Here is a 23,131-nt window from a genome sequence, read left to right on the forward strand (position 1 = left end):
TCTTCAGTTCACGAGGTCGATGAGAGGGCGCCCGGTGAGCGCGAACCGCGCTCGTTCGACCGCGCCGTCCTGCAGCGCCCCGGTCGAACGGTTGGAACGCCAGGCGATGTGCGGCGTGAGAATCGCGTTGGGCGCGGACCGCAGAGGATTGTCGGCAGCGACCGGTTCCTGCGAAAAGGTGTCGATGCCGGCGCCGGCGAGGTGGCCCGACTCCAGTGCCGCAGCGAGCGCTGCCTCGTCGATCAGCCCGCCACGCGAGACGTTCACGACCACGGCGCCCTTGCGCATCCGCGCGAGCACGTCCGTAGACACCAAGTTCCGCGTGTCGTCGTTCAGCGGGAGATGCAACGAGACGACGTCGGAGTTCTCGAGCAGGTGCTTCAGGTCGCTGAGTTCGACCGGACCGTCGGTGATGAACGGGTCGTAGCCGCGTACGCGCGCGCCGACCGCGGAGTACATCCGCGCCACGTGCTGACCGATCCGGCCGAGGCCCACGACTCCGACGTCGAGCTGCGAGAGCACCGGGGTGTCGTAACCGATGACCCCGGCCCAGCCGGAATCACGGATAGCGGCGTCTCCCGCGGGAAGCCGGCGCGCGAGCGCCAAGCCCATCGCGAAGGCATGCGACGCGACCTCTTCCGACGCCGTGCCCGGGACGATCGAAACCGGGATGCCCGCCGCCGCGGCGGCTTGGACGTCGATGTTGTCGTAGCCCATGCCGTAGCGGATCACCGCGCGGCACTTCTTCATGACCGGGAATTCCTCGGCGGTGAGCCGTGCGTAGGGCGTGACCATGACGACCTCGGCGTCGGGCAGCCCCGCGCGGAACGCGTCTCCGTCAGCCGCCGCCACGAGTTCGTAGCCGAGTTCGCCGGCGAGCGCGTGCTCGCGATCCAGATCCGGGAAATGGTGCGGGGCCACCAGAATGGTTCCCGGCTCGTCGCTGTTCATGTCGTGCCGTCCTGTTCGCTTCGGGACCTCGTCGTCACCCGATTAAAGTCCGGCGCGAGCGCGCTTTTCCGTCCCAGATCGACACACTTCGCCAGGTCGTGTCCGGGCACGGCGAAACGGCCCGGATCCCCGTGGGGCCAGGCCGTTTCGCCGTCCGGTCAGAGTCCGGTCAGAGGTCGAAACCCCGGTTCCGGAAATAGTCCATGCGGCGGTAGAAAGTGGAACGCCCGATTTCGAGTATCTCGGCGGCGAGCCGCCGGTTGCCTTTCGCCTCGCGCAGCGCACTGCGGATCTCGACCAGTTCCGCGTCCTCCAGGCGCGACAACCGCCCCTTGGTCAGCAGGCGGTGGAAGTCCTCGGGCAGATCGTTCTCGCCGACCTCGATCCCCCGGGATCGCCTGACCGCGTCCGAGACCACTTGGCGCAACTGGGCGATGTTGCCCGGCCAATCGGAGTTGGTGAGGGTCGCGACCAACTTTCGCGAAAGCCGGCGATCGCCGTTCTCCCTCGCGATCGCCCGGGCCAGCAAGGGAATGTCTTCCCGACGCCTCCGCAGCGGAGCGAGCACGACCTCGAGCGCCCCGCCGGCGTCGGCGATCACGCGAACAGCGTCCGTGCCGTTCGCGGCAGTGATGATCGCGGTGTCGCGCGCACTGCCTCGCAGCCGCGCGGCGACGTCGCGTGCGTCGGAAAGCTTGAGTTCGTCAGCGTGCGCGATGCAGAAGACAGAGCCGGGCCCGGCGATCGCCTCCCTGATCCGGGCGCTGGCGTTCGCGTCCCGTGCGTCGATGCGGATCACGCCGTCGAGAGCCCCGGCGATCGCCTCGACCAACCGCGCTTTGCCGCTGCCCGGTTCTCCGAGAACAGCCACGGACCGGCGCTGCTCGACCGCGGTCCGCGCCGAGCTGACCGTCCGCCGCAACGACATGCTCTGTCCGTCGATGCCCTGCGGAAACTGGTCAGCGGACGAGGAAATCTCCGGTGCCGAAACCACCGGATCCCCGTGCATCCGTGCCCGGCGCACGAGTTGGGGACGCACGACCGCGACAGCGCCAAAACCCGCGCCGGGCAGCTCCACTGGCGAAACCTCGATGCTCGCCGGTCCGAAACCGGTCAGCATCACCTCCACGTTCGAACCCTGTCCCGACGACATCACGCCCGTGGCATAGCCGGTGAGGACGGAAAGATCAGCACCGTCCAAGGACGACGTCGCCGCGGCGTTCATGAACGAATGCTTGCCGTCGGTCACGAAGACAGCAGCTTTCCCCCGGCGACGCGACACGGTGAGATACTCGCGAAGGAGCGTGCGCTCGCGCGACGACATCCGTGTCTCGAGATCGCGCTCGATCCGCGACGCGATCCCTTCCAGCGTCAGCAACGTCGACGACGGCTCGAGACCCTGCACCTTGGCGGCGGGCAAGGTCAGCCCGACCACCGCGCGGACCCGGTTGTGAAACGGATCCCGCACCAGCGAGGCGAAGCACCAGTTGCCGCGCATGTCCTCGCGGAAGTGCTCCTCGGGCGCGAGCCAGACCCCGCGCCCCTCTTCCAGCGCGACCCCTTCGCCGTTGCTTCCGCAGCTCGCTTCCAGCAGCGAGTAACCGGGCGGGAAATCCGCGTCGCCCCGCAGGAAACCGGGATTGACCAGCACGCCGTTCGGCGAACTCAGGCTCACGTGCCCGCCGATGTCCGCCGCGACGTCGTCAAGCTTCCGCAAGTGCGGCTCGGCAGCGAGGATGGTGCGCTCGTCGACCCGCCCTTCGTCGTGGTAACCGCGGTCGACCTGCGCGTCGACCCCCGCGGCACGGCTGCGCTGCCATGAACGGGCGACCACCGGACGGAGCCGCGAGAGATCATCGGTGGCGTGGCTCAGGAACAACTCGCGAATCTCGGTCACGCGATGCGGTGCCGACGAAACGCTGTGCGTGCGCGAGGTGACTGGCACGGTGCTGACTTCCTTGTCGACGATGCGTCCAGGGCCTGATCCTAACACCCGTTAGGTACAGACTGTCCATACTCGTTTGACCAGCAGTTCAGGCAGCGTTCGCGACCGATCGACTCGACGGTGTCGAGATCTCGATGCTTGAGGGCAAGGTTCGGAGGCCCCGGAGTCTTCGACCGCTCGCCGGACCGGGCCCCGGGGGCGGAAGGCCGAAGGCAGGGCCTCGGAAATCACGAACCGCGCGGGACCACGAGCTCGGCCCCGGGGCTCAGCCGATCATTCGCGATCAGGACCGCTTCGCGTTCACCCAGATCGCGACCTGGGTCCGATTGCCGAGATCGAGCTTGTTCATGATGTGCTGGAGATGAGTCTCGGCGGTGCGCTGCGCGATGACCAGCCGCGCGGCGATTTCGCGGTTGCTCAGCCCGGCCGCGACCAGCCGGGCGATCTCCGATTCGCGGCGGGTCAGCGGTACAAGCGCCGAAGGACGGCCGGATGACGCCGGGCCAGGCCCAGGGTGCGTCGGGTCGGCAGCGGCCAGGATGTGCCGCGGGTTCCGCTGTTTGCCTGCGGCGAACGCGGTGTCGAAGTCGGCGTCGCCGAGCGCGTCGCGCGTTGCTTTGACCATTTCCCGGTGCGGCATGGCCACCGCGACGTCCGGTTCGCTGCCGCACCGCTCCCACAGCGCGGCGGCGGTGCCGAACAAGCCCGCGGCCCGCAGGGCGTCCCCTCGTTTCGCCGCGACCCAGGCGAGCCCGTCGACCCGGTAGGCGGCCGACAGCACGTCGGGACCTTGCAGATCGATGTGCAGCGCCTCCCGCAGCGCGCGCTCTCCGGCGTCGAGGTCTCCGCCCAGCCAGACCTCGACGACGCCCAGCCCGAACAACGCCATCGACCGGTACCGCTTGTCTCCCGCCTCCGCGCACATCCCCTGCATCCGCCCCAGCAGGTCCCTGGCCCCGGCGAGATCTCCCCGGTACGCCATGGCGATTCCCTGGAGGAACATCGGATGCATCTGCCGACGCGGGTCGCCTCGTTCGCCGAACATCCGCACCGCCTCGGCGGCGTGTTCCAAGACGCCCGGTTCGACCACGAGCATCGCCACGAAAGCTTCGGCGTGGGCGACAAAAGGCGCCGCGTCCTCGTCCTCGGCGGCCGCCGCCAAATCGAGCCGCTGACGCGCCCGCGGCACGTCCGCGTGCAGTGCCGCGCACAAGGCCGCGATGGCCTGTCCCCGCGCCCGGCCCGGCGCGTCGGGCGCGACTGCCGACAGCGAGCGGTCGATCCACTCCCGCAGTTCCTGGGCGGCGCCGCGTGCCGCCCAGTATTCGACCAGGCAGGTCGACATTCGCAACGCGACCAGTGCGTCCTCGGATGTTCGCAGGGACCACGACAGGGCGGCACGGATGTCGGCATGCGACTCGGACAGCCGCGCGAGCCAGTCGTCCTGCCCCGGCCCGAACCACTCGTCGCCGGCCTGCTCGAGCAACCGGTCGTGATGGTCGCGGTGCCGGCGCGCGAACAACTCGGACGTTCCGGAAGCGGCCAGTCGCTCCTGCCCGAACTCGCGCAGTACGTGCAGCATCCGGTAGCGCATCCGGGTCTCGCCGTCGACGCGCATCAGGACCGACTTGCCGACCAGGCCGTCGACGGCGTCCAGCACCGCCGCCCGCTCCAGCGCGGGACCCTCGCCGGCATCGCTGGTCTCGGCGAGCTCCTCGGCAGCGGACAAGTCGAACGGGCCCGCGAACACCGAACAGCGTTCCCACACCGCACGTTCGGCGCCGTCGCACAAGGAATAGCTCCACTCGACGGCGGCGCGCAGAGTGCGATGCCGGTCAGGAAGCGTCCTGGCGCCGCCGGTCAGCAGCGTCAGGCTCTCCCCGAGCCGCTCCGCGATCTGCCGCGGCGACAACGTGCGCAGGCGGGCCGCGGCGAGTTCGATGGCCAAGGGAAGGCCGTCCAGCTGCCGGCACACGCTCGCCACGTCCCGGGTGTTGCTCTCGGTGAGCCGGAAGGACGGCACCACCGCCGAGGCCCGGTCCACGAACAACCGGACGGCGTCGGAGGCCAGCGCCTCGTCCGGGCCGGCGACATCATCGCCGGGAACGGCCAGCGGGGCGATCGGCAGCACGCACTCCCCCGCGATGTCGAGCGAGCACCGGCTGGTCGCCAGAATCACCAGATTCGAACAGCGGCGCAACAACATGGCGGCGAACGCGGCGCACCCGTCGACGAGGTGTTCGCAGTTGTCCAGCAAGAGGAGGAGCTGCCGCTCGCGCAAGTAGGCCAGCACCGCGTCCTGTGCGCTGCGGTCGGCCGTGTCGTGCAAGCCGAGGCCGTCGGCGACGGCCTGCGCGAGCAGGCTCGCGTCCTGCAGCTCGCCGAGCGGAACGATCGCGACGCCGTCCGGGAACGCCCGGGTGAACGCACTGGCGGCTCTCCCGGCCAGCCGGGTCTTCCCCACCCCGCCTGGCCCGGTCAGAGTGACCAGCCGGTACTCGCCGAGCAGCCGCCGCACCTCTTCGCCGGCGTCGGCGCGCCCGACGTAACTCGTCAGCTCCGCCGTCCCGGCCGCGCTGTCCGCCATCGCTCCCACTCCCGCAGCTGTCCAGGTCCCGCCCATTTGATCGAAACCCACGGCCGTTGTCCACGCGGGAGGACCGGGTCCGGCAACCGGTTCGCCTGGAGTACGATGAGCACGTCAGCAGTCGTCGCACCGCTACGAGCCTTCGGACGTGTCCTGCCTCGGCGACGGTGCGCGCGACAGAAGGCTCACGGTCTCCCCGGGGCTGGTCTTCTTTCCGGGCGGCTGGTCACCCGGCCGGCCGGAGCTTGCGCGCCCGCAGCGAAATCTCGAGGCCGAACCGCTCCTCCGGATCGTGGAGCCGGTCGCCGAAGAGCGTGGTCAGGGTCCGCAGGCGGTTCCTGACCGTCTGCGGGTGCACGCCCAGGATCCCGGCGATCTCCGGGGCGCTGCCGCTCGTGGTGAGAAAGGCGAGCAAGGTCTCCGCCGCCCGCTCCCGTGCCGTGCGCGTGAGGACTTCGAGCGGCGCGAGGCTGCTCGTTTCCAGCGCGGAGCGCAGGACATCGTCGGCGAGCAGCCAGTGCGTGGTGAGGTGGTCGTCCCAGCGCACGGCGCGCGTGTCCGGGAGCACACCGCGGCGAAGCAGGCTCAGGGTGCGGCGAGCCCAGCGCAACGACCTGGCGGTCTCCTCCGGGACAACCTCAGGTCCGATCGCGGCGCGGACCCCGAAGTCCGGCACCGGAACCGCGGCGGGCAAGACCGCCCACGGTTCCGGGCCGCACAAGTCGCACAGCACGCCGTCCGCGGTTCGCGGCTCACCGACGTCGAGGGCCACCGCGACGACGGTGTCCGGGAGCCGCCAGCCCGCCTGCCGGGCAAGGTCGTCGAGCGCCGCCGGCCGAGGTTTGCCGAGTTCGGCGAGCAGCCGGGCCCGGGCACGCCCGCGATCACCCGCGGCGGCGGCACGCGCGCCTTCGGAGGCCAGCCGCGCGACGGCGTCGACCCCGACCAGCAAGCGTTCGACGGCTCCGGCGAAGTCCGCCGAACGGACAAGCACCGGCAGCGCTCGGCGGGCGCCCGCGGTGAGCGCGCGATGCAGCCGGTCGAGATCGCCCGTTGCCCGCATCTCCGCGGCGCCGAGCGCACGGAAGTTCCCGGCGCCCAACGGGGCTGCGCCGGTCGGCGTGCAGCCCAGGACGAACGCGAGGAACCGCGTCGCACCGCGGTCGAGCAGCCGCGCGGACTCCGGCAGCCGCCAGCGGACCTCGTCCAGCACTGCCTGCGCGGCCGGCTCCTCGGTGAGCATGTCCGGATCGTCGCCGCCGGGATCGTCCGGGTGCGTCGTCGAAACTACGTATTTTTGCGCGCCTGCGCAGAATCGCCGATGCGGGCCGGGCGGCGGCGCCGCCAGACTCCGTGCGTTCGCACCGTCGCGATCTTGAGAAAAGGTGATCCGGATGCGCTTCGCCCGTCCCGCCAGCCTGTTCGCAGCCCTCCTCGCGAGCACCGGCCTCCCGGTCCTCGCCAGTCCCCCGGCCGGAGCCGCCGCCTGCACCGACGTCGACGTCGTCGTCGCGCGGGGCACCGGCGAGCCCGGCACTCTCGGAGTGATCGTCGGCGGCCCGGTCTTCGCCGCCCTGCGAGCCAGCCTGCCCGGGAAATCCGTGAGCTCCTACGCCGTCGCGTATCCGGCCAGCCTGCAGCCCGATTCCGCTTCGCGGGGAAACCAGGACCTCGTCGACCACGTCACCAGCCAGGCCGCCGCGTGCGGGAACCAGCGGTTCGTGCTCGTCGGCTATTCGCAGGGCGCGAACGTCGTGGCGAACTCCGTGGGCATCAGCAGCGACGGGGCACTCGTCGGCGGCCCCATCGTCGCGACCCTCCCGCCGGAGATCGCGCCCCGGGTGGCCGCGCTGCTGACCTTCGGACCGCCGATCGCCAAGCTCGGCAAGCACATCACCGGCGAGTACCAGGACCGGACAAAGGAATTCTGCGCCGCCGGGGACCCGATCTGCCGCCCGGACGGGACGAACATCCTCGCCCACCTCAGCTACTCCCTCAAGGCGGGCGAGGCTGCAGCGTTCGCCGCCGCCAGGATCAACGGCGGCCAGTAAGTCCGGTCGGATCGTGACATGCTGGCACCATGACCAGCCGTGGCGACGACCTTCCCGTGCTAGTCATCGACGGAGCCAACTTCTCCGACTTCGCCGGATTCGCCCGCGAGTTCTCTCGCCTTCTCGACCACTACACCTGGCACGGGAGTCTCGACGCCTTCAACGACGTGCTCCGAGGCGGCTTCGGCACGCCCGAGAGCGGCTGGATCCTGCGATGGCTCAACTCGAATGCGTCTCGTGTCGCACTCGGTCTTGACGCGACGATCGAGCGGCTGAACCAGCTCCTCCTCACCTGCCATCCATCGAACCGTTCGACCATCGCGGCCCGGATCGCCGCGGCAGAGCGTCGCGAGGGCCCGACACTCTTCGACGAGATCGTCGGCATCATCCGCGCGCATGGCCCCGGCGGTGACGAATCCGAGGACGGCATCTTCCTGGAGCTGGCCTGACAGCTAGCCGGATCGCGCCGTGGTCAACTCTGGCCGCACTTTCTGTCCAACGTCGTGCGGATCGTCGGCAACGCGCACCGGCTGGGATCACGCGGGGCGACCGAGACTCGCGTCCGTCGATGCGACCGGCAGTCCGGTGAGCCGGATTCCGGCGTGCGTCTTGTAGCGCCGGTTGACGCCGACCAACAACGCGGTGATCCGTTCGCAAACACCGCTCAGGTCCAAGGGACCGCAGTCGACCGCGCGCAATCCGCGGATGCTTTCGATGAGGCCAGCGGCGACCGCCTTGTCGGCGCTCCGGTCGCCGCAGATCAAGACGTCCTCGTCGAGGCGCTGTCGGAGATCCTGCAGGGTAGCGGCGCTGACCGTCTGCATCGCGGAGACAACCGAAACGCCGGTTGGAAGCAGGTCTTGGGCCTGTTCGGCAGCTGAGCCCGCCCACGGCGTGATGGGCCGAAGGCCTCTGCGCCCTGCCACCATCGGCGCGGTCGTGTCGATCAGCAGCTGCCCCGGTCGGATGACCTTGGCGAGGGACCGCAGTGTCTCGACGTGGGCACTGAATGGGACCGCGATGACGACGACCGGCGCTCCGTCGATCATCACCGCGTTCTCGCCGCCGGATGCTCGTGGCAGCTGCGCGGCAACGGCTTGCGCGGCGTCCGCGCGGCGGGAACCGATGCGGACCTCGACACCGGCGTGCGCCCACCGCGTCGCGAGTCCGAGCCCGAGCGCCCCGGTGCCGCCGACGATCGCGACGCGCTGGGGCGGCCCGTCGAGCCGTGACGCGACCTGAGGGGATGTCATGGGAGCTCCTTCGATCTCGGACTGGTGGTTCATTCGCTGAGCGGGTGGTCCTGGCCGTTCCGCGCGGGTCCGACCCAGACGCTCTTGACGTTGGTGAACTGCCGGATCCCGAAGACACCCAGTTCACGCCCGTAGCCGCTGCGCTTGATGCCGCCGAAGGGCAGGCGCGGGTCGGACGCGACGATGCCGTTGACGAACACCGCGCCTGCGGCGATTTGGGGCACGAGGAGGTCCGCGAGGTCGAGGTCGGACGTCCACAGGGCCGCACCGAGACCGAACTCGGTGGCGTTGGCGACGGCGACAGCGTCGGACGCGTCCTTCGCCCGGACGACCGCGGCGACCGGTCCGAAGGTCTCCTCAGCCGCGACGGCCATCTCGGGGGTGACGTTGTCGAGGACGGCAGGCCGGAAATAGAAGCCCCGTCCCTCCGGCGCGGTGCCGCCGGTGACGAGCCTGGCACCCGCCGAGACGCTGCGGCGCACCTGGTCGAGCAGGTCCGCGCGGATGCTCGCCCTGGCCAGCGGGCCGACCCGCACGTCGCGGTCGAAGGGATTGCCGACGGTCAGCGCTGCGACGCCCGCGGCGAACGCCTCGGTGAACTCCTCGGCGACGGCGTCCTCGACGATGAAGCGCTTGCCCGAGATGCAGCTCTGTCCGGAGTTGAGCGTCCGCGCCGTGACGGCGGCGGCCGCGGCGGCAGGGATGTCGGCGTCCGCCAGGACGATGAACGGGTCGGAGCCGCCGAGTTCGAGCACCTGCGGTTTGAGGTGCGCGGCGGCCATCGCCGCGACCTGCGCGCCGACTTCGGTCGAGCCGGTGAGGGTCAGGGCGTGGACGCGGTCGTCGGCGACCAGGCCCGGCACGGCGTCCGGACCGGCCAGCAGCGTGGTGAAGAGCCCGGCCGGGCAACCGGCTCGCTCCCAGATCTCGGCGATCGCGAGAGCGCAGCGCGGGACGTTCGACGCGTGCTTCAGCACCGCGCCGTTGCCCGCCAGCAGTGCGGGCGGCGCGAACCGGAACACCTGCCACAGCGGGAAGTTCCACGGCATCACAGCGAGCACCAGGCCCAGCGGCTCGTAGGCGATGTGGCTGCGCGCGGCGGCGGTCTCGACCGGCTCGCGGGCGAGCATCGCCGGGCCGTGCTCGGCGTAGTACTCGCAGCACCAAGCGGACTTCTCCACCTCGGCTTCCGCCTCGGCGATGGGCTTGCCCATTTCCTCGGTGATCAGCGTGGCGAGCCGGTCCCGGTCGGCGCGCAGGACGGCCGCGGCTCGGCGCAGGTGCTCGGCGCGGACCTCGATCGGAGCGGACCGCCACCGGGCGGCCGCGCCGGTTGCCCGGGCGAGGGCCGCCTCGATCTGGTCCGGGGTGTGCGGGTCGAAGCGACCCAGGACCTCTTCGGTCGCGGGGTTGACGGAGGTGATCTGGCGAACGGACATCGCGGGTGTCCTTCTCGATTCGGCGCGCGAGCGCGGCGGGATCGGGGTGGCACGGCCTGGACGCCGCGCCACCCCGGGTGGGGGAAGGTCAGGCGACGGCCTGACGGCTGACGAGTTCGGGGTCCGGCCCGCTCCACAGCACGTCGTCGGCGGCGACGCGCTCGTGCGCGGCGGTCGACTCGAGCGCGTCGAGCACCTCGCGGGCCACGCGCAGGTACCAGTCCGCGACCTCGGCGGGGTAGTCGGCGTAGCTGCCGTTCTCCCGCAGGACCGGGCCCTCGACGGTGGGGATGTCGGTACGGCCGTCGTAGTCGACCGCGTACGGCTTGCCGAGCTTGACGGCGGTGGGCGCGTCGATCGTGGCGTCGAGCTTGACCCACCGGCCGTCGACGAACGCCTCGCCGAGCGAGTGCCACGGCAGCGGACGTCCGACCGGCCCGCCCCACAGCACGCGGACCTCGGGCGAGAGGAATTCCATCTCTGGGGCGTCCAGTGCCTGGAAGGCGACGCGCGCCGGGATGCCGGCGGCGCGGGCCAGCGCGACGAACGAACTGGCCTTGCCCATGCAGAACGCGACGCCGTTCTCGAGGACGTCACTTGCTGCCGCCTGCCCCTTTGCGAGGTAACGGAACGAGGCGAGGATGTCGTAGGGCAAGTCGCGGACATGGTGGTAGATGCGGCCGAGACGCTCGACGTCGGTCGTGGCGCCTTCGGTGATCCGGCGCGCGGTCTCGACGACGGTCGGGTGGTCGGAGTCGATGTACTCGGTCGGTCGCAGGTACTCGGTCCCGGTCGTCCGGGCGGTCACGTCGGAGGTCATCGTGCGGCTCGCTTTCAGCGGGTGTGCGCGGAGGTCTGGGCGGTGCCGAGGTGCGGAAGGATCTGCTCGCCCACGACGTCGAGATAGCCGGAGCCGGCCACGTCCGGGACGGTGAACAGGAAGTGGCCGATCCCCGCGGCCTGGTACTCGCGGATCTGCTCGACGCAGGACTCGGCGGAGCCGGTGATGAGGCCGCTCTCCGGGATGGACTTGAACCGCGCGCGCAGCTGCTGCTGGACCGCGGGCGACTCGGTGGGGGCGAGCAGCGTCGTCACCGACAGCTCGAGGGTCGAGGGATCGCGATCGATCGCCTCGCACTCCCGGTCGAGCAATTCCCGGCGCTCAGCGCATTTTTCGGCGGGCCACCACCGGACGTTGACGCCGTTCGCGTGCCGGACGGCGATGCGGCTGACCCGCAGCCCCTCGCCGCCGATCCACAGCGGCGGATGCGGCTTCTGGACGGGCGGCGGGTCGCAGATCGCACCGTCGATCGTGTAGAAGCCGCCGCTGAACCGGGGGTTGGCCTCGGTCCAGACGCTGCGCATCACCTGCAGCGACTCGGCGAGCGCCGAGACGCGGTCACCGGTCGGCGGGAACGGGATCCCGTAGGCCTCGAACTCCTGCTGGAACCAGCCCGCTCCCAGCCCCAGGTCCACGCGCCCGCCCGAGATCACGTCGAGGGTCGCGGCCATCTTGGCGAGGACGGCGGGATGGCGGTACGAGTTGCACAGCACGCTGGTGCCCAGGCGCAGCGAAGTCGTGTCGCGCGACAACGCCGACAGCGCCGTCCAGCACTCCAGGAGCGGGATCGACGACGGACCCTGCGCCGCGGGCGCGGCACCGCTGACGTCGTCGGCGATCCCGGCATCGCGGACGTAGTCGTCGGGGCTGAGGGTCAGGAAGTGGTCGCAGAGCCACACAGAGTCGAACCCGTGGGACTCCGCCGCCCGCGCGACGCGGGTCATGTCCGGGTAGTTGCCCACGGACAGGCCGCGGATGGTGAGGGCGAGGATCAGCCCGACGTGCGGGCCGTCCCCGCCGGCGCGCCCCGGCGTGCCGGGATCGGCTTTCGTCATGGACCCAACCTTTCTGTTCTCTCGGTCATGCCGACCGTCCCGTTCGCGACGACGCGGGGAAGCGTCACCGCGAAGCCGTAGCGGTCCGGCCGGTAGTGGAAGACCACGACCTCCAGCGGGCGGTTGTCGTGGTCGAAGCTGACGCGGTCGAGGACGAGGACCGGTGCGCCCTCGTCGACGCCCAGCGCCGCCGCGACGTCCGCGGACGCGCCAGCGGCGTGGATCTCATGCCGGGCTTCCGCGATGCGCGTGCCCAGCCGCTGCTCCCACATCGTGTAGGTGGTCTCGGTGGCCGGTTCGGCCGAACGCAACGGCTCTGCGGCGTCGAGCACCCGGGTCGGGAGGTGGATCGTCACCAACGCCACGGGTTGCTCGCCGTCGCCGTAGCGGCGGCGGACAGTGAGCACCTCGCGCTCCCCCAGCGTCCGCGCGACATACGGCGGCGCGGGCTCGACTCCGAAGCTCAGCACCTCGATCTGCGGGGTGACACCGCGGTCGAGCAGGACCTCTGTGATCGTGCGAACCCCGGACGACAGCTCCTGGTCCAGCGGTTCGGACACGAACGTGCCCAGCCCTTGCCTGCGCACGACCCAGCCCTCCCGCTCGAGGGCGCCCACCGCGGCGCGGACGGTGATCCGGCTCAGACCGGACTCCGCGATCAGCTCTTTCTCGGTGGGCAGTCGTGCGCCCGGGGGCAATTGCTGCTTGACGATCGAGGCCTTGATCTGTTCGGCCAGTTGCGCCGTGGCCGAGGTGCGACCGCGCTGGATCCGCAGGTCGGCTTCCGTCAGGTCGAGGCGCGGTTCGGAGTTTTCGGAGGATGTCATAAGTCGTATTGAACCCGGCGGCGGCCACCCTCCGCGCCGCGACCTGCCGCCGGGACCAGGCACCGGGCAGGCGACCCGCGTCTCGGCCTTGACTCCTTGCATAAGACGTTTTATAACGTATTACCCATAGGGACGCAAGAGGCGCCCCGACCGACCGACTGGAGAGACGCCATGGCCGACGAGAGCCCCGTGACCGTGATCGCCCGCTTCACCCCGACGTCCGAGGCCGCAGGCCGGCTGCGGGAACTGCTGGAGGGGATGGTGGCTCCGACCCGCGGCGAGGCGGGGTGCCGCTTCTACAACCTGTTCGCTGCCCAGGGGGACAATGCGGAATTGGTGCTCCTCGAGCGCTACGAGGACTCGTCCGCGCTGGAGGCGCATCGCGCGTCAGCGCATTACAAGAACTACCGCGCCCAGCTTCCGGACTTGCTCGCGGCACCGCTCAGCGTCACCGTTCTCGCCCCGATCGACGCGCTCGACTGATCACCCGGACATCGAGTCTTCAGCTCAACGGAGAGCAAAGGAGAGCATTGTGTCCGACCTGGAGAGCGGCATACGCGATCGAGCCGTGACCCTGCGCAGGATCGACAAGGCCAGCCGCCGCGCGCTCGTGGCGTCCTGGCTCGGATGGACATTCGACGGGTTCGAGACGTACGCACTCGTCCTCGCGGGTTCGGCAGCCGTTACCAGCCTGGGGACCAGCGGCCAGCTCGAACGACTGCCCGCCTACGTCGGCGCGCTGGTGGCCGCGACCCTGCTGGGGTGGGCCCTGGGCGGGATCGCCGCCGGCTTCGCGGCCGACTACCTCGGCCGCCGCCGCACCCTGATGATCTCGATCCTCTGGTACGCGCTGTTCACCAGCCTGACCGCCTTCGCGCCCGGCTACTGGTGGCTGCTGGCTTTGCGCTTCGTCACCGGCATGGGCCTTGGTGCCGAGTGGGGCAGCGCGACGGCCCTCATCGGCGAACTGTGGCCCGACCGCTCCCGCGGACGGGCAGCCGCCGTGTTGCAATCCGGGTTCGGCGTCGGTGCCGTACTCGCGGCCCTGGCCTGGTTTCTCCTTCAGCCGGCGGGAAATCAGGCCTGGCGGTACCTGTTCCTCATCGGCGCCCTGCCCGCGCTCATCGTGCTTTACGTGCGCCGGGCCGTCCACGACCCGGAAATGTGGACAGAGATCCGCGAGCGCAGGCGCAACGCCAAGGCCACCGCTGCCGGCGGCGGACAGGTCAGCCCAGCGGACCGCGAGCTCCTGCGGTCTCCGTTCACGGCGGTGTTCAGCCAGCCGCACCTGCGTCGGCGCGCCCTGCGGCTCCTCCTGATCACCGTGGTGTCGGTCATCGGCCTCTACAGCGTGTCGGCCTGGATCCCGCAGTACACCGGCCAGCTCGCGAAGAACGCGGGACTGCCCGCCGGCGAGTGGGCCGCGAACGCGGGCCTGGTGTTCAATGCCGCGTCCGTGCCGGGGTACCTGCTGCTGGGCTACCTGGCCGACAAGTGGGGCCGCAAGCCCACGATGCTGGTCTATTACGCGGGTTCGGCGTTGATCCTCCCGATCTTCTTCTTCGCCGTTTCGACGCCCGGGGTTGCCCTCGCCGCCGCCGGCGTCGCCGGATTCTTCATCCTGGGCCAGTTCGCGTGGATGCCGATCTACCTGCCAGAACTGTTCCCCACGGCGGGACGGGCAACCGCGATCTCGACGGTGTTCAACTCCGCCCGGATCGCGGGCTCGCTCGTCACGCTCACCGCCGGCCTGCTCATCAGCCTGCTCGGCAGCATCTCGGCCGCGGCGACGACGATCGGAGTGACGTCCTACGCGATCGCACTCGGCCTGATCTGGTTCGTCGGACCGGAAACCAAGGGACAGCCTCTCCCCCGCTGAGCCCGCCGCCTTGCGATGCCTCGAGTGTGGGTCGCGAACCCGCGGTTCGCGACCCACACGCTCGAGCGAAAAACCCGCGCCCTCTCAGCAACCAGCCCGGCACTCTCCTCGGCGACGCGATTCACGCTCGTCGGCCAACGGGTGTGCGCAGGTTGAGCCGCGGAGGAACCCGGCGGGATTCTCAGGCCAGTTCGTCGGCCAATGCGCCGCAGCCGAGTTCGAGGCTCTGGCGGAACAAGGCGTGCTGGACGTTCGGGATCGCGTCGAGCATCGCGTCTTCGATCGCTTCGGGCACCTTGTACCCGGCGAACCGCTCGCGGGCGAAGGCACGCAGTTCCTCCACGGTCACCGTCGCGGACCACCACCATCGCACGGAGGACTTCTCCCCACCGCTCCGACCACGCGTAACTCCCGCGAGCTCGCCCAGCACGTCTCCGTTCACGGACCCGGCACCGGAGAGTCGGCTCTCCGCTCGATTTCCCAGCCCGTTCCGGCCAAGGCCCGACGCGCCCGTTCGAGGCAGTCTCGATGCCGGGAGGGCGGCCGAGCTTCGGCACGCGCCCCGGGGTCGTCCGGAACACTGTCCTCGGGCATCAACCCGCCCCCTTTCCGAAGATCCAGGACGTCCACCACACCACATCCGCGACCCGGCGGACATCTCGTTCTGAGACAGGCTCCGGCCGCGGGCCGCCCTACGCTTCGGCGACATCGAATTCCCGGAGGCGGGCCATGCTGGAGCTGGAGTATCGGAACCGGACGGTCGTTCTGCGGTTGCGGAACGGAAAGACCGGGTTCCTCGACGACAGCTTTCCCGACACGCTCGCCGCGGCGCTGGTCTACATCGGACCGCGGCCGGTCGTGCTGACGGGAACCGGCCGCTGGTTCGCGCCCGATCTCGGGGCGGGCCAACGGCCGGACACCGCGCTGGCCGCCGTGCGCCGGCATCCGGCACCGGTCGTCGCCGCGCTGAACGGCGACGCGATCGGCTTCGGCTGCGCGCTTGCTGAAGCCGCTGATCTCCGCATCATGTCCGCGGGCGTCGTGCACCCGGCCGGCTGGCCGCGGCCGGTCGACGCGGCCGCCGCCGCACAGGCCGGGCTCGTCGACCTGCTGTGCTCGCCGGCCCGGCTGCTCGGTCTCGCCGTGCGCTTGGCCAACTGCACCGCTTCCGCCGCGGCGGCGTAATCGACGGTGCCGGGTCCGCCCCGAAGGAGCGGACCCGGCACCGGACCTCCGCGCCCTAGTAGATGTTGGACGGGCGGACCATGCCCTCGGCCAGGTCCCCGAATCCCGGCGCGATGATCGACCCCGGATTGACCACGACCTGCTCGACCACCGCCGTCTCCGTCGTGATCACCAGCGCCGCGATGGACGCCGCGCTCTCCAGGGCCGAACGGGTCACCTTGAGCGGGTCGATCACGCCCGCGGCGAACAGATCGCAGTACTCGCCGGCCAGCGCGTCGAATCCGTTGCCGGTGCCCAGTCCCGCGACGCGTTCCCGGACTTCGGCGCCCTCGTACCCGGCGTTCTCGGCGATCCAGTGCAACGGCTCGCCGAGCGCCCGCAGCACGATGTCGCGGCCGTGCGCCGCGTCGCCGGTCAGGTCCAGGTCCACCTGCTGCGCAGCTTGCGCGAGCGCCGCACCGCCGCCCGCGACCACGCCTTCCTCCAGTGCGGCCCGAGCCGCGGCGAGCGAGTCCTCGACGCGCAGCATCCGCTCCTTGAGTTCGACGCTCGTCGCGGCCCCGACCCGCACCAGGGCGATCCGGCCCGACAACCGCGCGATCCGGAGCCGCAGGCTGTCCTGGTCGTGCTCGATCCGGGCGCGTTCCAGCTGCTTCTCCAGCTGGCTGATCCGGGCGCGCACCACGTCCTCGGCCCCGGCGCCGCCGAGGATGGTCGTCGAGTCCTCGGTGATCGTGATGTGCGCGCAGCGGCCAAGGTCCCGTTCGGTGACCTCGGCCAGCGTCACCCCGGAGTCGTCGCTGACGACCCGGCCGCCGAGCGCCGCGGCCAGGTCTTCCAGTTCCGCGATCCGCCGGTGCCCGAACCCGGGCGCGCGGACGACGGCCGCCGCGAACGTGCCGTGCACGTTGCCGCTGACGATCAGCTGCAGCGCCGGGCCGTCGACGTTCTCCGCCAGCACCACCAGCGGCCGGTCCGCCCGGCGCGCCGCCTCGACCGTCGGCATCAGGTCCTGCACCTGGCTGATTTTCTTGTTGGTCAACAGGATGACCGGCTCGGCGAAACTGACTTCCATCCGGTCCCGGTCGGTGACCATGTACGGCGACGTGTAGCCGTGGTCGAACTCGATCCCGTCGGCGAGCTCCACGCTCAGCCCGGGCTGCTCGGACTCCTCGATCTCCACGACGCCCGTCCGGCCGACCGCGGCGAGCGCCTGGGCGATCACCCGCCCGATGCGCTCGTCGTCGCTGGCCGCCAGCGTCGCGATCCGCTCCAGTTCGGTTTCGCCGGACACCGCGACCGCCGATTTCCGCAGGTGCTCCACGACCGCGTCGACGGTCTCCTCGATCCCCCGCCGCACCCGCATCGGATTCGCGCCGCCGCTCAGCGCGGCCAGGCCCTCGCGCACCATCGCCTGCGCCAGCACGGTGGCGGTCGTCGTCCCGTCGCCCACCGCGCCGTTGGTCTTCATCGCGACTTCCTTGACCAGCTGGGCGCCCATGTTCGCGAACGGCTCGCCCAGCTGGATCTCCCGGGCGATGGTCACCCCGTCGTTGGTGATCGTCGGCGGTCCGGTCAGCTTCTCCAGCACCGCGTTGCGCCCCTTCGGGCCCAGCGTCGCCTTCACCGCGTCGGCCAGGGTGTTGACCCCGAGCTCGAGCTGGCGCCGCGCGTCGACGCCGAACCTCAGCTCCTTCGCCATGATGGTCTCCGTCCTTTCCTTGCGGTTTCAGGGAATGAGGATCGCGCGGCCGCGGACCCGGCCGGCGCTGAGATCGTCGATCGCCTGCTGGAAGTCGTCCAGCCGGTACCGCGCCGTGTGCAGCTTCACGCTGCCCTGCGCGGCCAGCACCATCAGGTCCTGCAGGTCGGTGTACGAGCCGACGAGATTGCCGACGAAGTTGATCTCGGTGGAAATGATGTCGATCGTGGGCACGTCGATGTTCTCGCCGTAGCCGACGACGTAGTAGCTTCCCGCGCGTCGCAGCATCCGCACGCCTTCGGCGGTCGCGCCGCCCTCGCCGACGAAGTCCACCACCGCTTCCGCGCCGTGGCCGCCGGTCAGGTCCAGCACCGCGTCCACTTGGGACCCGTCGGCGACGATCGTGACGTCCGCGCCGATTTCCTTGGCCAGCTCCAGGGCGGCCGGGTTGCGGTCGAGCACGACGAGCGTCGCCGCGCTCATCGCTTTCAGGCACTGGATGCCGATGTGGCCGAGCCCGCCGGCGCCGATGATCACGCAGACGTCGCCGGGTCGCAGCTGTCGCGCCGCCTTCGCGGCCGCGTGCTGGGCGGTGAGCCCGGCGTCGGCGAGCGCGGCCACGTCGGCGGGTTCGAGACTGTCCGCCAGTTTCACGCACGACCGCGCGGACGTGCGGAGGTATTCCGCGTACCCGCCGTTCGTGTCGATCCCGGGGAAAGCCGACTGCTCGCAGTGCACGTCGTCGCCGAGCCGGCAGGCGCGGCACAACCCGCAGGTGATCAGCGGGTGGAGGATCACCTTGTCCCCCACCGCAACATTGGTGACCGCGTCGCCGACGGCGTGCACCCAGCCGGCGTTCTCGTGCCCGATCGTGTAAGGCAGCGCGACGCCGGACTTCTCCGCCCACTGGCCTTCCAGGATGTGCAGGTCGGTCCGGCAGACGCCGGCCGCGCCCACCTTGACCACCACGTCGAGCGGACCGGCGGCTTTCGGCTCCTCGACCTCGCGCAGTTCGAGATTCCGGTGGTATCCGGTGACTTGGACGGCTTTCACGATCGGCTCCTCGAAGTGACGACGACCGGGGCGGTCCCCTCGGGATCCGCGTACCGGGTGGCGAGCAGGCCGCGGCAGAAATGCGCGTTGCCCTCGATGGAAATACGGGTCGCGGCGGCCAGCCGCAGCCACAGCGCGGTGTCCTGCTTCCCTATGGGAGCGGCGGTGTGGTCCACGACCACCCGCGCGTGCGCGTCGGTCGGCAGCCCGATCGCTTCCCGCCGGCGCAGCAGCGCGATTTTCAACCGGTCCTCCGGCAGGTCGAGCAACTCCAGCAGCGGCAGCTCTTCGATCATCCACGCGCCGCCGGCCAGCACGGCGCGGCAGCATCGTTCGACCGCGGCGAGGTGTGCTTTCCGCTGGAACGTGCGGCGGAGTTCGTCGAGGCTCTGCTCCGCCTCGACGCCGAACGTGCCGACGTATCCGGCGCGGGCCGCAACGCCGGCGTTGATCTTCGCCGAGTCGTGGTGGTCGTCCAGCACCACCCGAATCCGGCCCGCGTCGGGCAGCGCCGCCAGCGCGTCGTAGGCGTCCGAGACCATCAGGTACGCGAAATTCGGCGCGCAGAACGAGGTCGGCAGCCGCAGGTGCACTTCAACGCCCGCGTCGTCGATCGTCACTGAGCGGACGAAGCCGAGTTCGGTCACCGGCTGGTCCAGCTCGGGATCGAACACGGTCGCCAGCGCCGACAGGACCATCTCGTCCAGGGAAAGGGCGGCGGTGGTCATCGCGCACCGGCCTCCGCGGGCAGGCGCAGCTGCCGCGGCACCTCCAGGTCGTACAGCGCGGCCGCGTTCAGCCCCAGGATCTTTTTCTTCTGTGCCACGGTGATCTGCGGGTACTCGGGCAAGTCGGCCGGGATCTGGAAGTCTACGAACTTCTCCACCAGCCACTGCGGAGTCCAGAGCGCGTAGTCGCTGCCGAAGAGGATCCGGTCCTCGCCGATCCAGTAGAGCAGTTCCCCGATGATCTGCGCGAAATACTTCGGGCGGGCGTGGATGAACGGCATCGCCACCGCCAGCCCGCCGTACACATTGGACTCCTGGGTGGCGATCCAGCAGAAGTCCTCCAGCCGCGGCAGGCCGACGTGCTCGACGATGAAATTCAGGTCGAGGTAGTCGGTGGCCACGTGGTCGATGTCGGCCACGTCGAACGCGTCCCGGTCCAGCGGCCGGATCGTCGGTCCCTTGTGGACGTGGATGTTCTTGATGCCCAGCTTCAGGCACTCTTCGAGGTAGCGCCGCGACCACGGGTCGTCCAGCCGGTAGCCGCGGGAATCGCCGTGCCACTCGGCGGTGTAGAGCTTCACGCCCTTGAGCCGCATCTCCTCGGCGTCGCGGCGGAGCTGCTCCAGGCCGGCCTCGCCGTCGCGCGGGTCGTAGGCGTGGTTGTAGGTCAGCTTGCCGGGGTGCTGGCGCACCAAGTCGAGGCATTCGCCGGTCTGGCCGAAGTTGTTCCGGTAGAAGTCCCGCAGCAGCGTGGCCTGAAAGATCGCGTGGTCGACGTGGCCGTCTCCGAACACGTCTTTCACGAACCGCTCGGTGCCGTAATAGGTGTAGGTGTCGTAGTCCCAGGTCACCTCTTCCGGGCTGAGGTTGCGGTGGTAGTCGTAGAAGCAGTCGATGAACTGCTTCCCGTGCACGTTCTTGATGTTCGACTCCCGCGCGTCCCAGATGTGGACATGCCCGTCGACGACGTAGTACTGCTCGCCATCCTTTTCGTACATCGGAGATCCTCGCCCTTCGTTCGTGCGTTGCGGTGGGAACGCGGCGGCGGGCGGCTCGGCCCGCCGCCGCGCGGTTCGGGACCGGGCTCAGCTCTGGGCCAGCAGGTCGAAACCGATGTACTCGGCGGCGTCCTCCGGATTGGCGAAGAGCAGGGTGCGGTCGTCCAGGTGCACCATCCGGCCGTAGTGGGTGGAGCTGATCTCCTCGAAGACCGAGCCGTCGAACTCCTGGCCGAGCGCGTCGGTCAGCTCGGCGTAGTCGAACTCGAGCAGCCGGGTCCCGTCCACGCGGATCATCGACGGGTACTCGACGAGCTCGACCCCGTCCTTGCTGCCCATCACGTCCGCCACGACCCGGCCGACTGGGGTGTTCATCAGGGTCACACCGCACATGTTCGAGATTTCGGTCTGCGCACCGAACTGCATGTCGCTCACTTCTCCAGCTCCTTCGGAACGTCGAGCCCGATCTCCTCGAGGAGCTGGGCGAACTTCTCCTTGCTCGCGGCGAGCGAATCGGCGAACGTGCGGGTTTTCTCCGCCGGCTGCGACCAGATCGGCTGCAGTGCCTCGGCCGCGGCCAGGCACCTCGGAACCCAGGTCGAGAGCCACTCGCCGAACAGCTCCTTGTTGGCGGCGCCGTGTTCGCCGTCGCGGGCGAGCAGCTGGAACAGCGCCCGGGTGTAGGCGAGGTCGCGGCTGTAGTCGTATTCGCCGGTGCCGACCAGCGTCGGCGTCACGTAGTCGCCGTTCGCGGCCGAGATCTGCATGACCAGCTCGGACCGGAACAGCTGGCCGACGAGCTGTTCGAACACGACGTTGGTGGCGAACAGCAGTTCCGCCCAGTCGCCGACCGCGGTCAGCTCCTCCACCGCGCGGCGGGTGGGCTGCCATTCCTCCGCCGACTGCCAGACCGCCCGGTGGGTTTCGCCGTCGAAGGTGTCCAGCGAGTCGGACAAGTCGAGGTTGAACAGCGCGAGGTCCTGGGCGAAGCGCATCTTGTGCGCGGCCGTGACCGCCACCGCGGTATTGATCATGTTGGTCGGGCCGGAGCGCTGGATCGAGGTGAACACGTGCAGCGCCATGCCGTTCTCGGCGTGCATCCACGCGCCGAGGTTGCGCGCGACGAAGGTCTGCCAGGCCGGCTTCCAGTGGCTGTAGGCTCCGGCGCGCTTGGCGTTCTCCAGGCTCAGCGCGACCTGGCGCACGACCGCGGAGTTGTTGCGGTAGAGCGTCTGCTCCCACTCCTGGTTCGGGTCGAGGAACGCGTGCCAGTTCGAGGACTTCGCCCGCGTCCACTCGTGCGGGTAACCGCCCGGGCCGTCGCCGAAGCCGTAGATCCAGCCCTGGCTCAGGTGCCGGTCCGGGTCCGGCTGCACGTCGACGGTGACGTCCTCGTACACCGTCGCGCGGAGCTTGGCGGGCGTGAAGTAGTTGTAGCTGCGGCTCTTCGAGCTGGGGAATTCGAGCGCCCCGGCTTCGGAGTCGGTGAACTCCACTTTCGGGAAGCTGCGTGTCGCGGTCGGACTGCTCGCCATCTGCTTTCTCCTCTTACTGGTCGTCACTGACCGAGGTCGTGAACTTGTCGTAGAACACCTGGTCGTCCGGAACGCCTTGCCGGGACGCGAGATCGAGTGCGGCGTCGACCATCGGCGGCGGCCCGCACAGGTACACCTCGCTGCGGTGCAGCTCGGGCTCCGCGGCCTCGACGACGTCGGTGACCAGACCCGGTTCGGCGACCACCCCGAGGTCCGTGCTGCCGTCCGCCGATTCCGACAGCGCCACGACGAACCCGAAGTCCGCCAGCTGGCCGCCCAATGCCCGGATCTCGTCCAAGTAGAACAGATCCGCGACGGTCCGGGCGCCGTAGTAGAACCGGATCCGCCGGGAGTCGTCGGTTTCGGCGAGGTGCCGCAGCAGGCTGAGCACGGGCGCCATTCCCGCACCGCCCGCCAGCAGCACCAGCGGCAGCACGTGGCCCTTCTTCAACGTGAAGTTCCCGTACGGTCCGCGCAGCCGCAGGGCGTCCCCGACCGCGAGGCCGTTCTCCAGCAGCGCGGAGAACCGCCCGCCCGGGTACTTCTTGATGAGGAATTCCAGCTGCCCGGTCGTCGCGGGCGTGGTCGCCATGGAGAACGACCGGCACTCCTCGGTTCCCGGGATGGCCAGCTCGGCGTACTGGCCCGCCTTGAATTCGAGCGGGCTCGCGGTGGCGAGCCGGAGGCCGACGATGTCGTGCGTGTGCGGCACGATCTCGGCGACCTCGGCGGTGATCTCCTGCAGCGGAGCCGAATTCAGCAGCTCGTCCTCGTCGAAGTTGAGCAGTTCGATCGTGCAGTCGCTGTAGGCGTGCGCCCGGCACAGCAGCAGGTAGCCCTCCTCTGCCTCCGCGTCGTTGCACGCGAACGTCGAGTACCGCTCCATCTGCAGGTCGCCTTCGAGCACATAGGACTTGCAGGCCGAGCACTGGCCTTCGCGGCAGCCGTGCATGAGGTGGACGCCCTGGCGGAACGCGGCGTCCAGGATCTTCTCGTCCTCGGTGACCTCGATCTCGACACCGACCGGTTCGAAGGAGATGCGGTGCTTGTCGCCCATGGGTTTCTCGATTCTTCCGGCGGGGTCCCGCGGCCGTGCCGGCCG

Annotated in this window: 22 protein-coding genes; 5 read left to right on the forward strand and 17 right to left on the reverse strand. The window is 70.0% G+C overall.

All coding sequences use genetic code 11. The annotated features are described in order from the left end of the window. Positions 1–3 precede the first annotated feature (3 nt). The 4 genes from EIZ44_RS09880 to EIZ44_RS09895 all read right to left on the reverse strand — a co-directional run bounded on the left by EIZ44_RS09880 (position 4) and on the right by EIZ44_RS09895 (position 6,726). Positions 4–951 carry a C-terminal binding protein gene (locus EIZ44_RS09880; protein ID WP_134728361.1) on the reverse strand — a complete coding sequence of 316 codons (948 nt, stop codon included), beginning with the start codon at positions 949–951 and terminating at the stop codon, positions 4–6. A gap of 169 nt (positions 952–1,120) precedes the next feature. Next, entirely contained in the window at positions 1,121–2,896 is a 1,776-nt protein-coding gene (locus EIZ44_RS09885) for a sigma-54-dependent Fis family transcriptional regulator (protein WP_134728362.1), read from the reverse strand. 283 nt (positions 2,897–3,179) lie between these two features. After that, the gene (locus EIZ44_RS09890) at positions 3,180–5,483 is read right to left on the reverse strand and encodes an ATP-binding protein (RefSeq protein ID WP_134728363.1); all 2,304 of its coding nucleotides are present in this window, start codon (positions 5,481–5,483) and stop codon (positions 3,180–3,182) included. A gap of 226 nt (positions 5,484–5,709) precedes the next feature. Then, a complete protein-coding gene (locus EIZ44_RS09895) occupies positions 5,710–6,726 on the reverse strand; it encodes a PucR family transcriptional regulator (RefSeq protein ID WP_134728364.1) in 1,017 nt (338 codons plus the stop codon). Between the two features lie 151 nt (positions 6,727–6,877). On the opposite strand from EIZ44_RS09895, the gene EIZ44_RS09900 reads away from it, so the two are divergent. After that, positions 6,878–7,534: a cutinase family protein gene (locus tag EIZ44_RS09900; protein WP_134728365.1), complete on the forward strand. Its 657-nt coding sequence runs from the start codon at positions 6,878–6,880 to the stop codon at positions 7,532–7,534. 29 nt (positions 7,535–7,563) lie between these two features. Then, a complete protein-coding gene (locus EIZ44_RS09905) occupies positions 7,564–7,983 on the forward strand; it encodes a barstar family protein (RefSeq protein WP_134728366.1) in 420 nt (139 codons plus the stop codon). Between the two features lie 87 nt (positions 7,984–8,070). Here EIZ44_RS09905 and npdG read toward each other — a convergent pair whose 3' ends face one another. The 5 genes from npdG to EIZ44_RS09930 all read right to left on the reverse strand — a co-directional run bounded on the left by npdG (position 8,071) and on the right by EIZ44_RS09930 (position 12,949). Then, complete coding sequence (gene npdG, locus EIZ44_RS09910) at positions 8,071–8,787, reverse strand: NADPH-dependent F420 reductase (RefSeq protein WP_134728367.1); 717 nt, start codon at positions 8,785–8,787, stop codon at positions 8,071–8,073. Between the two features lie 29 nt (positions 8,788–8,816). Beyond that, positions 8,817–10,226, reverse strand: coding sequence for an NAD-dependent succinate-semialdehyde dehydrogenase (locus EIZ44_RS09915; RefSeq protein WP_134728368.1), 1,410 nt, complete (start codon positions 10,224–10,226; stop codon positions 8,817–8,819). 88 nt (positions 10,227–10,314) lie between these two features. Next, entirely contained in the window at positions 10,315–11,046 is a 732-nt protein-coding gene (locus tag EIZ44_RS09920) for a transglutaminase-like domain-containing protein (RefSeq protein ID WP_037806057.1), read from the reverse strand. A 14-nt stretch (positions 11,047–11,060) separates the two neighbouring features. Further along, positions 11,061–12,122, reverse strand: a complete 1,062-nt coding sequence (locus EIZ44_RS09925) for a TIGR03619 family F420-dependent LLM class oxidoreductase (RefSeq protein WP_037806055.1) — start codon at positions 12,120–12,122, stop codon at positions 11,061–11,063. Then, entirely contained in the window at positions 12,119–12,949 is an 831-nt protein-coding gene (locus EIZ44_RS09930; RefSeq protein ID WP_037806054.1) for an Rv0792c family HTH-type transcriptional regulator, read from the reverse strand. Before EIZ44_RS09930 ends, EIZ44_RS09925 begins: the two co-directional genes overlap by 4 nt. Before the next feature lie 171 nt (positions 12,950–13,120). On the opposite strand from EIZ44_RS09930, the gene EIZ44_RS09935 reads away from it, so the two are divergent. Together EIZ44_RS09935 and EIZ44_RS09940 are read left to right on the forward strand one after the other, a co-directional pair. Further along, a complete protein-coding gene (locus EIZ44_RS09935; protein WP_134728369.1) occupies positions 13,121–13,432 on the forward strand; it encodes a putative quinol monooxygenase in 312 nt (103 codons plus the stop codon). A gap of 49 nt (positions 13,433–13,481) precedes the next feature. Further along, positions 13,482–14,828: an MFS transporter gene (locus tag EIZ44_RS09940; RefSeq protein WP_134728370.1), complete on the forward strand. Its 1,347-nt coding sequence runs from the start codon at positions 13,482–13,484 to the stop codon at positions 14,826–14,828. Between the two features lie 181 nt (positions 14,829–15,009). Here EIZ44_RS09940 and EIZ44_RS45090 read toward each other — a convergent pair whose 3' ends face one another. Then, positions 15,010–15,201, reverse strand: a complete 192-nt coding sequence (locus EIZ44_RS45090; protein WP_205673094.1) for a hypothetical protein — start codon at positions 15,199–15,201, stop codon at positions 15,010–15,012. Between the two features lie 356 nt (positions 15,202–15,557). Here EIZ44_RS45090 and EIZ44_RS09950 point away from each other — a divergent pair, with 356 nt between their 5' ends. Beyond that, entirely contained in the window at positions 15,558–16,013 is a 456-nt protein-coding gene (locus EIZ44_RS09950) for an enoyl-CoA hydratase/isomerase family protein (protein WP_134728371.1), read from the forward strand. 55 nt (positions 16,014–16,068) lie between these two features. Here the strand turns inward: EIZ44_RS09950 and groL are convergent, their stop codons facing one another. The 7 genes from groL to EIZ44_RS09985 all read right to left on the reverse strand — a co-directional run bounded on the left by groL (position 16,069) and on the right by EIZ44_RS09985 (position 23,086). Continuing rightward, on the reverse strand, positions 16,069–17,715 hold the full coding sequence (gene groL, locus EIZ44_RS09955) for a chaperonin GroEL (protein WP_037806046.1): 1,647 nt from the start codon (positions 17,713–17,715) through the stop codon (positions 16,069–16,071). A 27-nt stretch (positions 17,716–17,742) separates the two neighbouring features. Continuing rightward, on the reverse strand, positions 17,743–18,768 hold the full coding sequence (locus EIZ44_RS09960; RefSeq protein WP_037806045.1) for an NAD(P)-dependent alcohol dehydrogenase: 1,026 nt from the start codon (positions 18,766–18,768) through the stop codon (positions 17,743–17,745). Beyond that, positions 18,765–19,496, reverse strand: a complete 732-nt coding sequence (locus tag EIZ44_RS09965; RefSeq protein ID WP_037806043.1) for an iron-sulfur cluster assembly protein — start codon at positions 19,494–19,496, stop codon at positions 18,765–18,767. The genes EIZ44_RS09960 and EIZ44_RS09965 overlap by 4 nt, the downstream gene beginning before the upstream one ends. Continuing rightward, complete coding sequence (locus tag EIZ44_RS09970) at positions 19,493–20,494, reverse strand: amidohydrolase family protein (RefSeq protein ID WP_134728372.1); 1,002 nt, start codon at positions 20,492–20,494, stop codon at positions 19,493–19,495. Before EIZ44_RS09970 ends, EIZ44_RS09965 begins: the two co-directional genes overlap by 4 nt. Positions 20,495–20,581: 87 nt before the next feature. Continuing rightward, the gene (gene mimD / locus EIZ44_RS09975; protein ID WP_081685137.1) at positions 20,582–20,920 is read right to left on the reverse strand and encodes a propane 2-monooxygenase effector subunit MimD; all 339 of its coding nucleotides are present in this window, start codon (positions 20,918–20,920) and stop codon (positions 20,582–20,584) included. Positions 20,921–20,925: 5 nt separating this feature from the next. Continuing rightward, positions 20,926–22,029, reverse strand: a complete 1,104-nt coding sequence (locus EIZ44_RS09980) for an aromatic/alkene monooxygenase hydroxylase subunit beta (RefSeq protein ID WP_134728373.1) — start codon at positions 22,027–22,029, stop codon at positions 20,926–20,928. A gap of 13 nt (positions 22,030–22,042) precedes the next feature. Beyond that, on the reverse strand, positions 22,043–23,086 hold the full coding sequence (locus EIZ44_RS09985; RefSeq protein WP_134728374.1) for an FAD-binding oxidoreductase: 1,044 nt from the start codon (positions 23,084–23,086) through the stop codon (positions 22,043–22,045). Positions 23,087–23,131 lie beyond the last annotated feature (45 nt).

This window comes from Amycolatopsis nivea, assembly GCF_004522235.1.
GTDB classification, from domain to species: Bacteria; Actinomycetota; Actinomycetes; order Mycobacteriales; family Pseudonocardiaceae; genus Amycolatopsis; species Amycolatopsis nivea.

Coding starts and splice junctions, on each gene's coding strand:
- EIZ44_RS09880 (WP_134728361.1), bottom strand. CDS start 951: ATGAACAGCGACGAGCCGGGAACCATTCTGGTGGCCCCGCACCATTTC.
- EIZ44_RS09890 (WP_134728363.1), bottom strand. CDS start 5,483: ATGGCGGACAGCGCGGCCGGGACGGCGGAGCTGACGAGTTACGTCGGG.
- EIZ44_RS09895 (WP_134728364.1), bottom strand. CDS start 6,726: ATGCTCACCGAGGAGCCGGCCGCGCAGGCAGTGCTGGACGAGGTCCGC.
- EIZ44_RS09900 (WP_134728365.1), top strand. CDS start 6,878: ATGCGCTTCGCCCGTCCCGCCAGCCTGTTCGCAGCCCTCCTCGCGAGC.
- EIZ44_RS09905 (WP_134728366.1), top strand. CDS start 7,564: ATGACCAGCCGTGGCGACGACCTTCCCGTGCTAGTCATCGACGGAGCC.
- npdG (WP_134728367.1), bottom strand. CDS start 8,787: ATGACATCCCCTCAGGTCGCGTCACGGCTCGACGGGCCGCCCCAGCGC.
- EIZ44_RS09915 (WP_134728368.1), bottom strand. CDS start 10,226: ATGTCCGTTCGCCAGATCACCTCCGTCAACCCCGCGACCGAAGAGGTC.
- EIZ44_RS09920 (WP_037806057.1), bottom strand. CDS start 11,046: ATGACCTCCGACGTGACCGCCCGGACGACCGGGACCGAGTACCTGCGA.
- EIZ44_RS09925 (WP_037806055.1), bottom strand. CDS start 12,122: ATGACGAAAGCCGATCCCGGCACGCCGGGGCGCGCCGGCGGGGACGGC.
- EIZ44_RS09930 (WP_037806054.1), bottom strand. CDS start 12,949: ATGACATCCTCCGAAAACTCCGAACCGCGCCTCGACCTGACGGAAGCC.
- EIZ44_RS09935 (WP_134728369.1), top strand. CDS start 13,121: ATGGCCGACGAGAGCCCCGTGACCGTGATCGCCCGCTTCACCCCGACG.
- EIZ44_RS09950 (WP_134728371.1), top strand. CDS start 15,558: ATGCTGGAGCTGGAGTATCGGAACCGGACGGTCGTTCTGCGGTTGCGG.
- groL (WP_037806046.1), bottom strand. CDS start 17,715: ATGGCGAAGGAGCTGAGGTTCGGCGTCGACGCGCGGCGCCAGCTCGAG.
- EIZ44_RS09965 (WP_037806043.1), bottom strand. CDS start 19,496: ATGACCACCGCCGCCCTTTCCCTGGACGAGATGGTCCTGTCGGCGCTG.
- EIZ44_RS09970 (WP_134728372.1), bottom strand. CDS start 20,494: ATGTACGAAAAGGATGGCGAGCAGTACTACGTCGTCGACGGGCATGTC.
- mimD (WP_081685137.1), bottom strand. CDS start 20,920: ATGCAGTTCGGTGCGCAGACCGAAATCTCGAACATGTGCGGTGTGACC.
- EIZ44_RS09980 (WP_134728373.1), bottom strand. CDS start 22,029: ATGGCGAGCAGTCCGACCGCGACACGCAGCTTCCCGAAAGTGGAGTTC.
- EIZ44_RS09985 (WP_134728374.1), bottom strand. CDS start 23,086: ATGGGCGACAAGCACCGCATCTCCTTCGAACCGGTCGGTGTCGAGATC.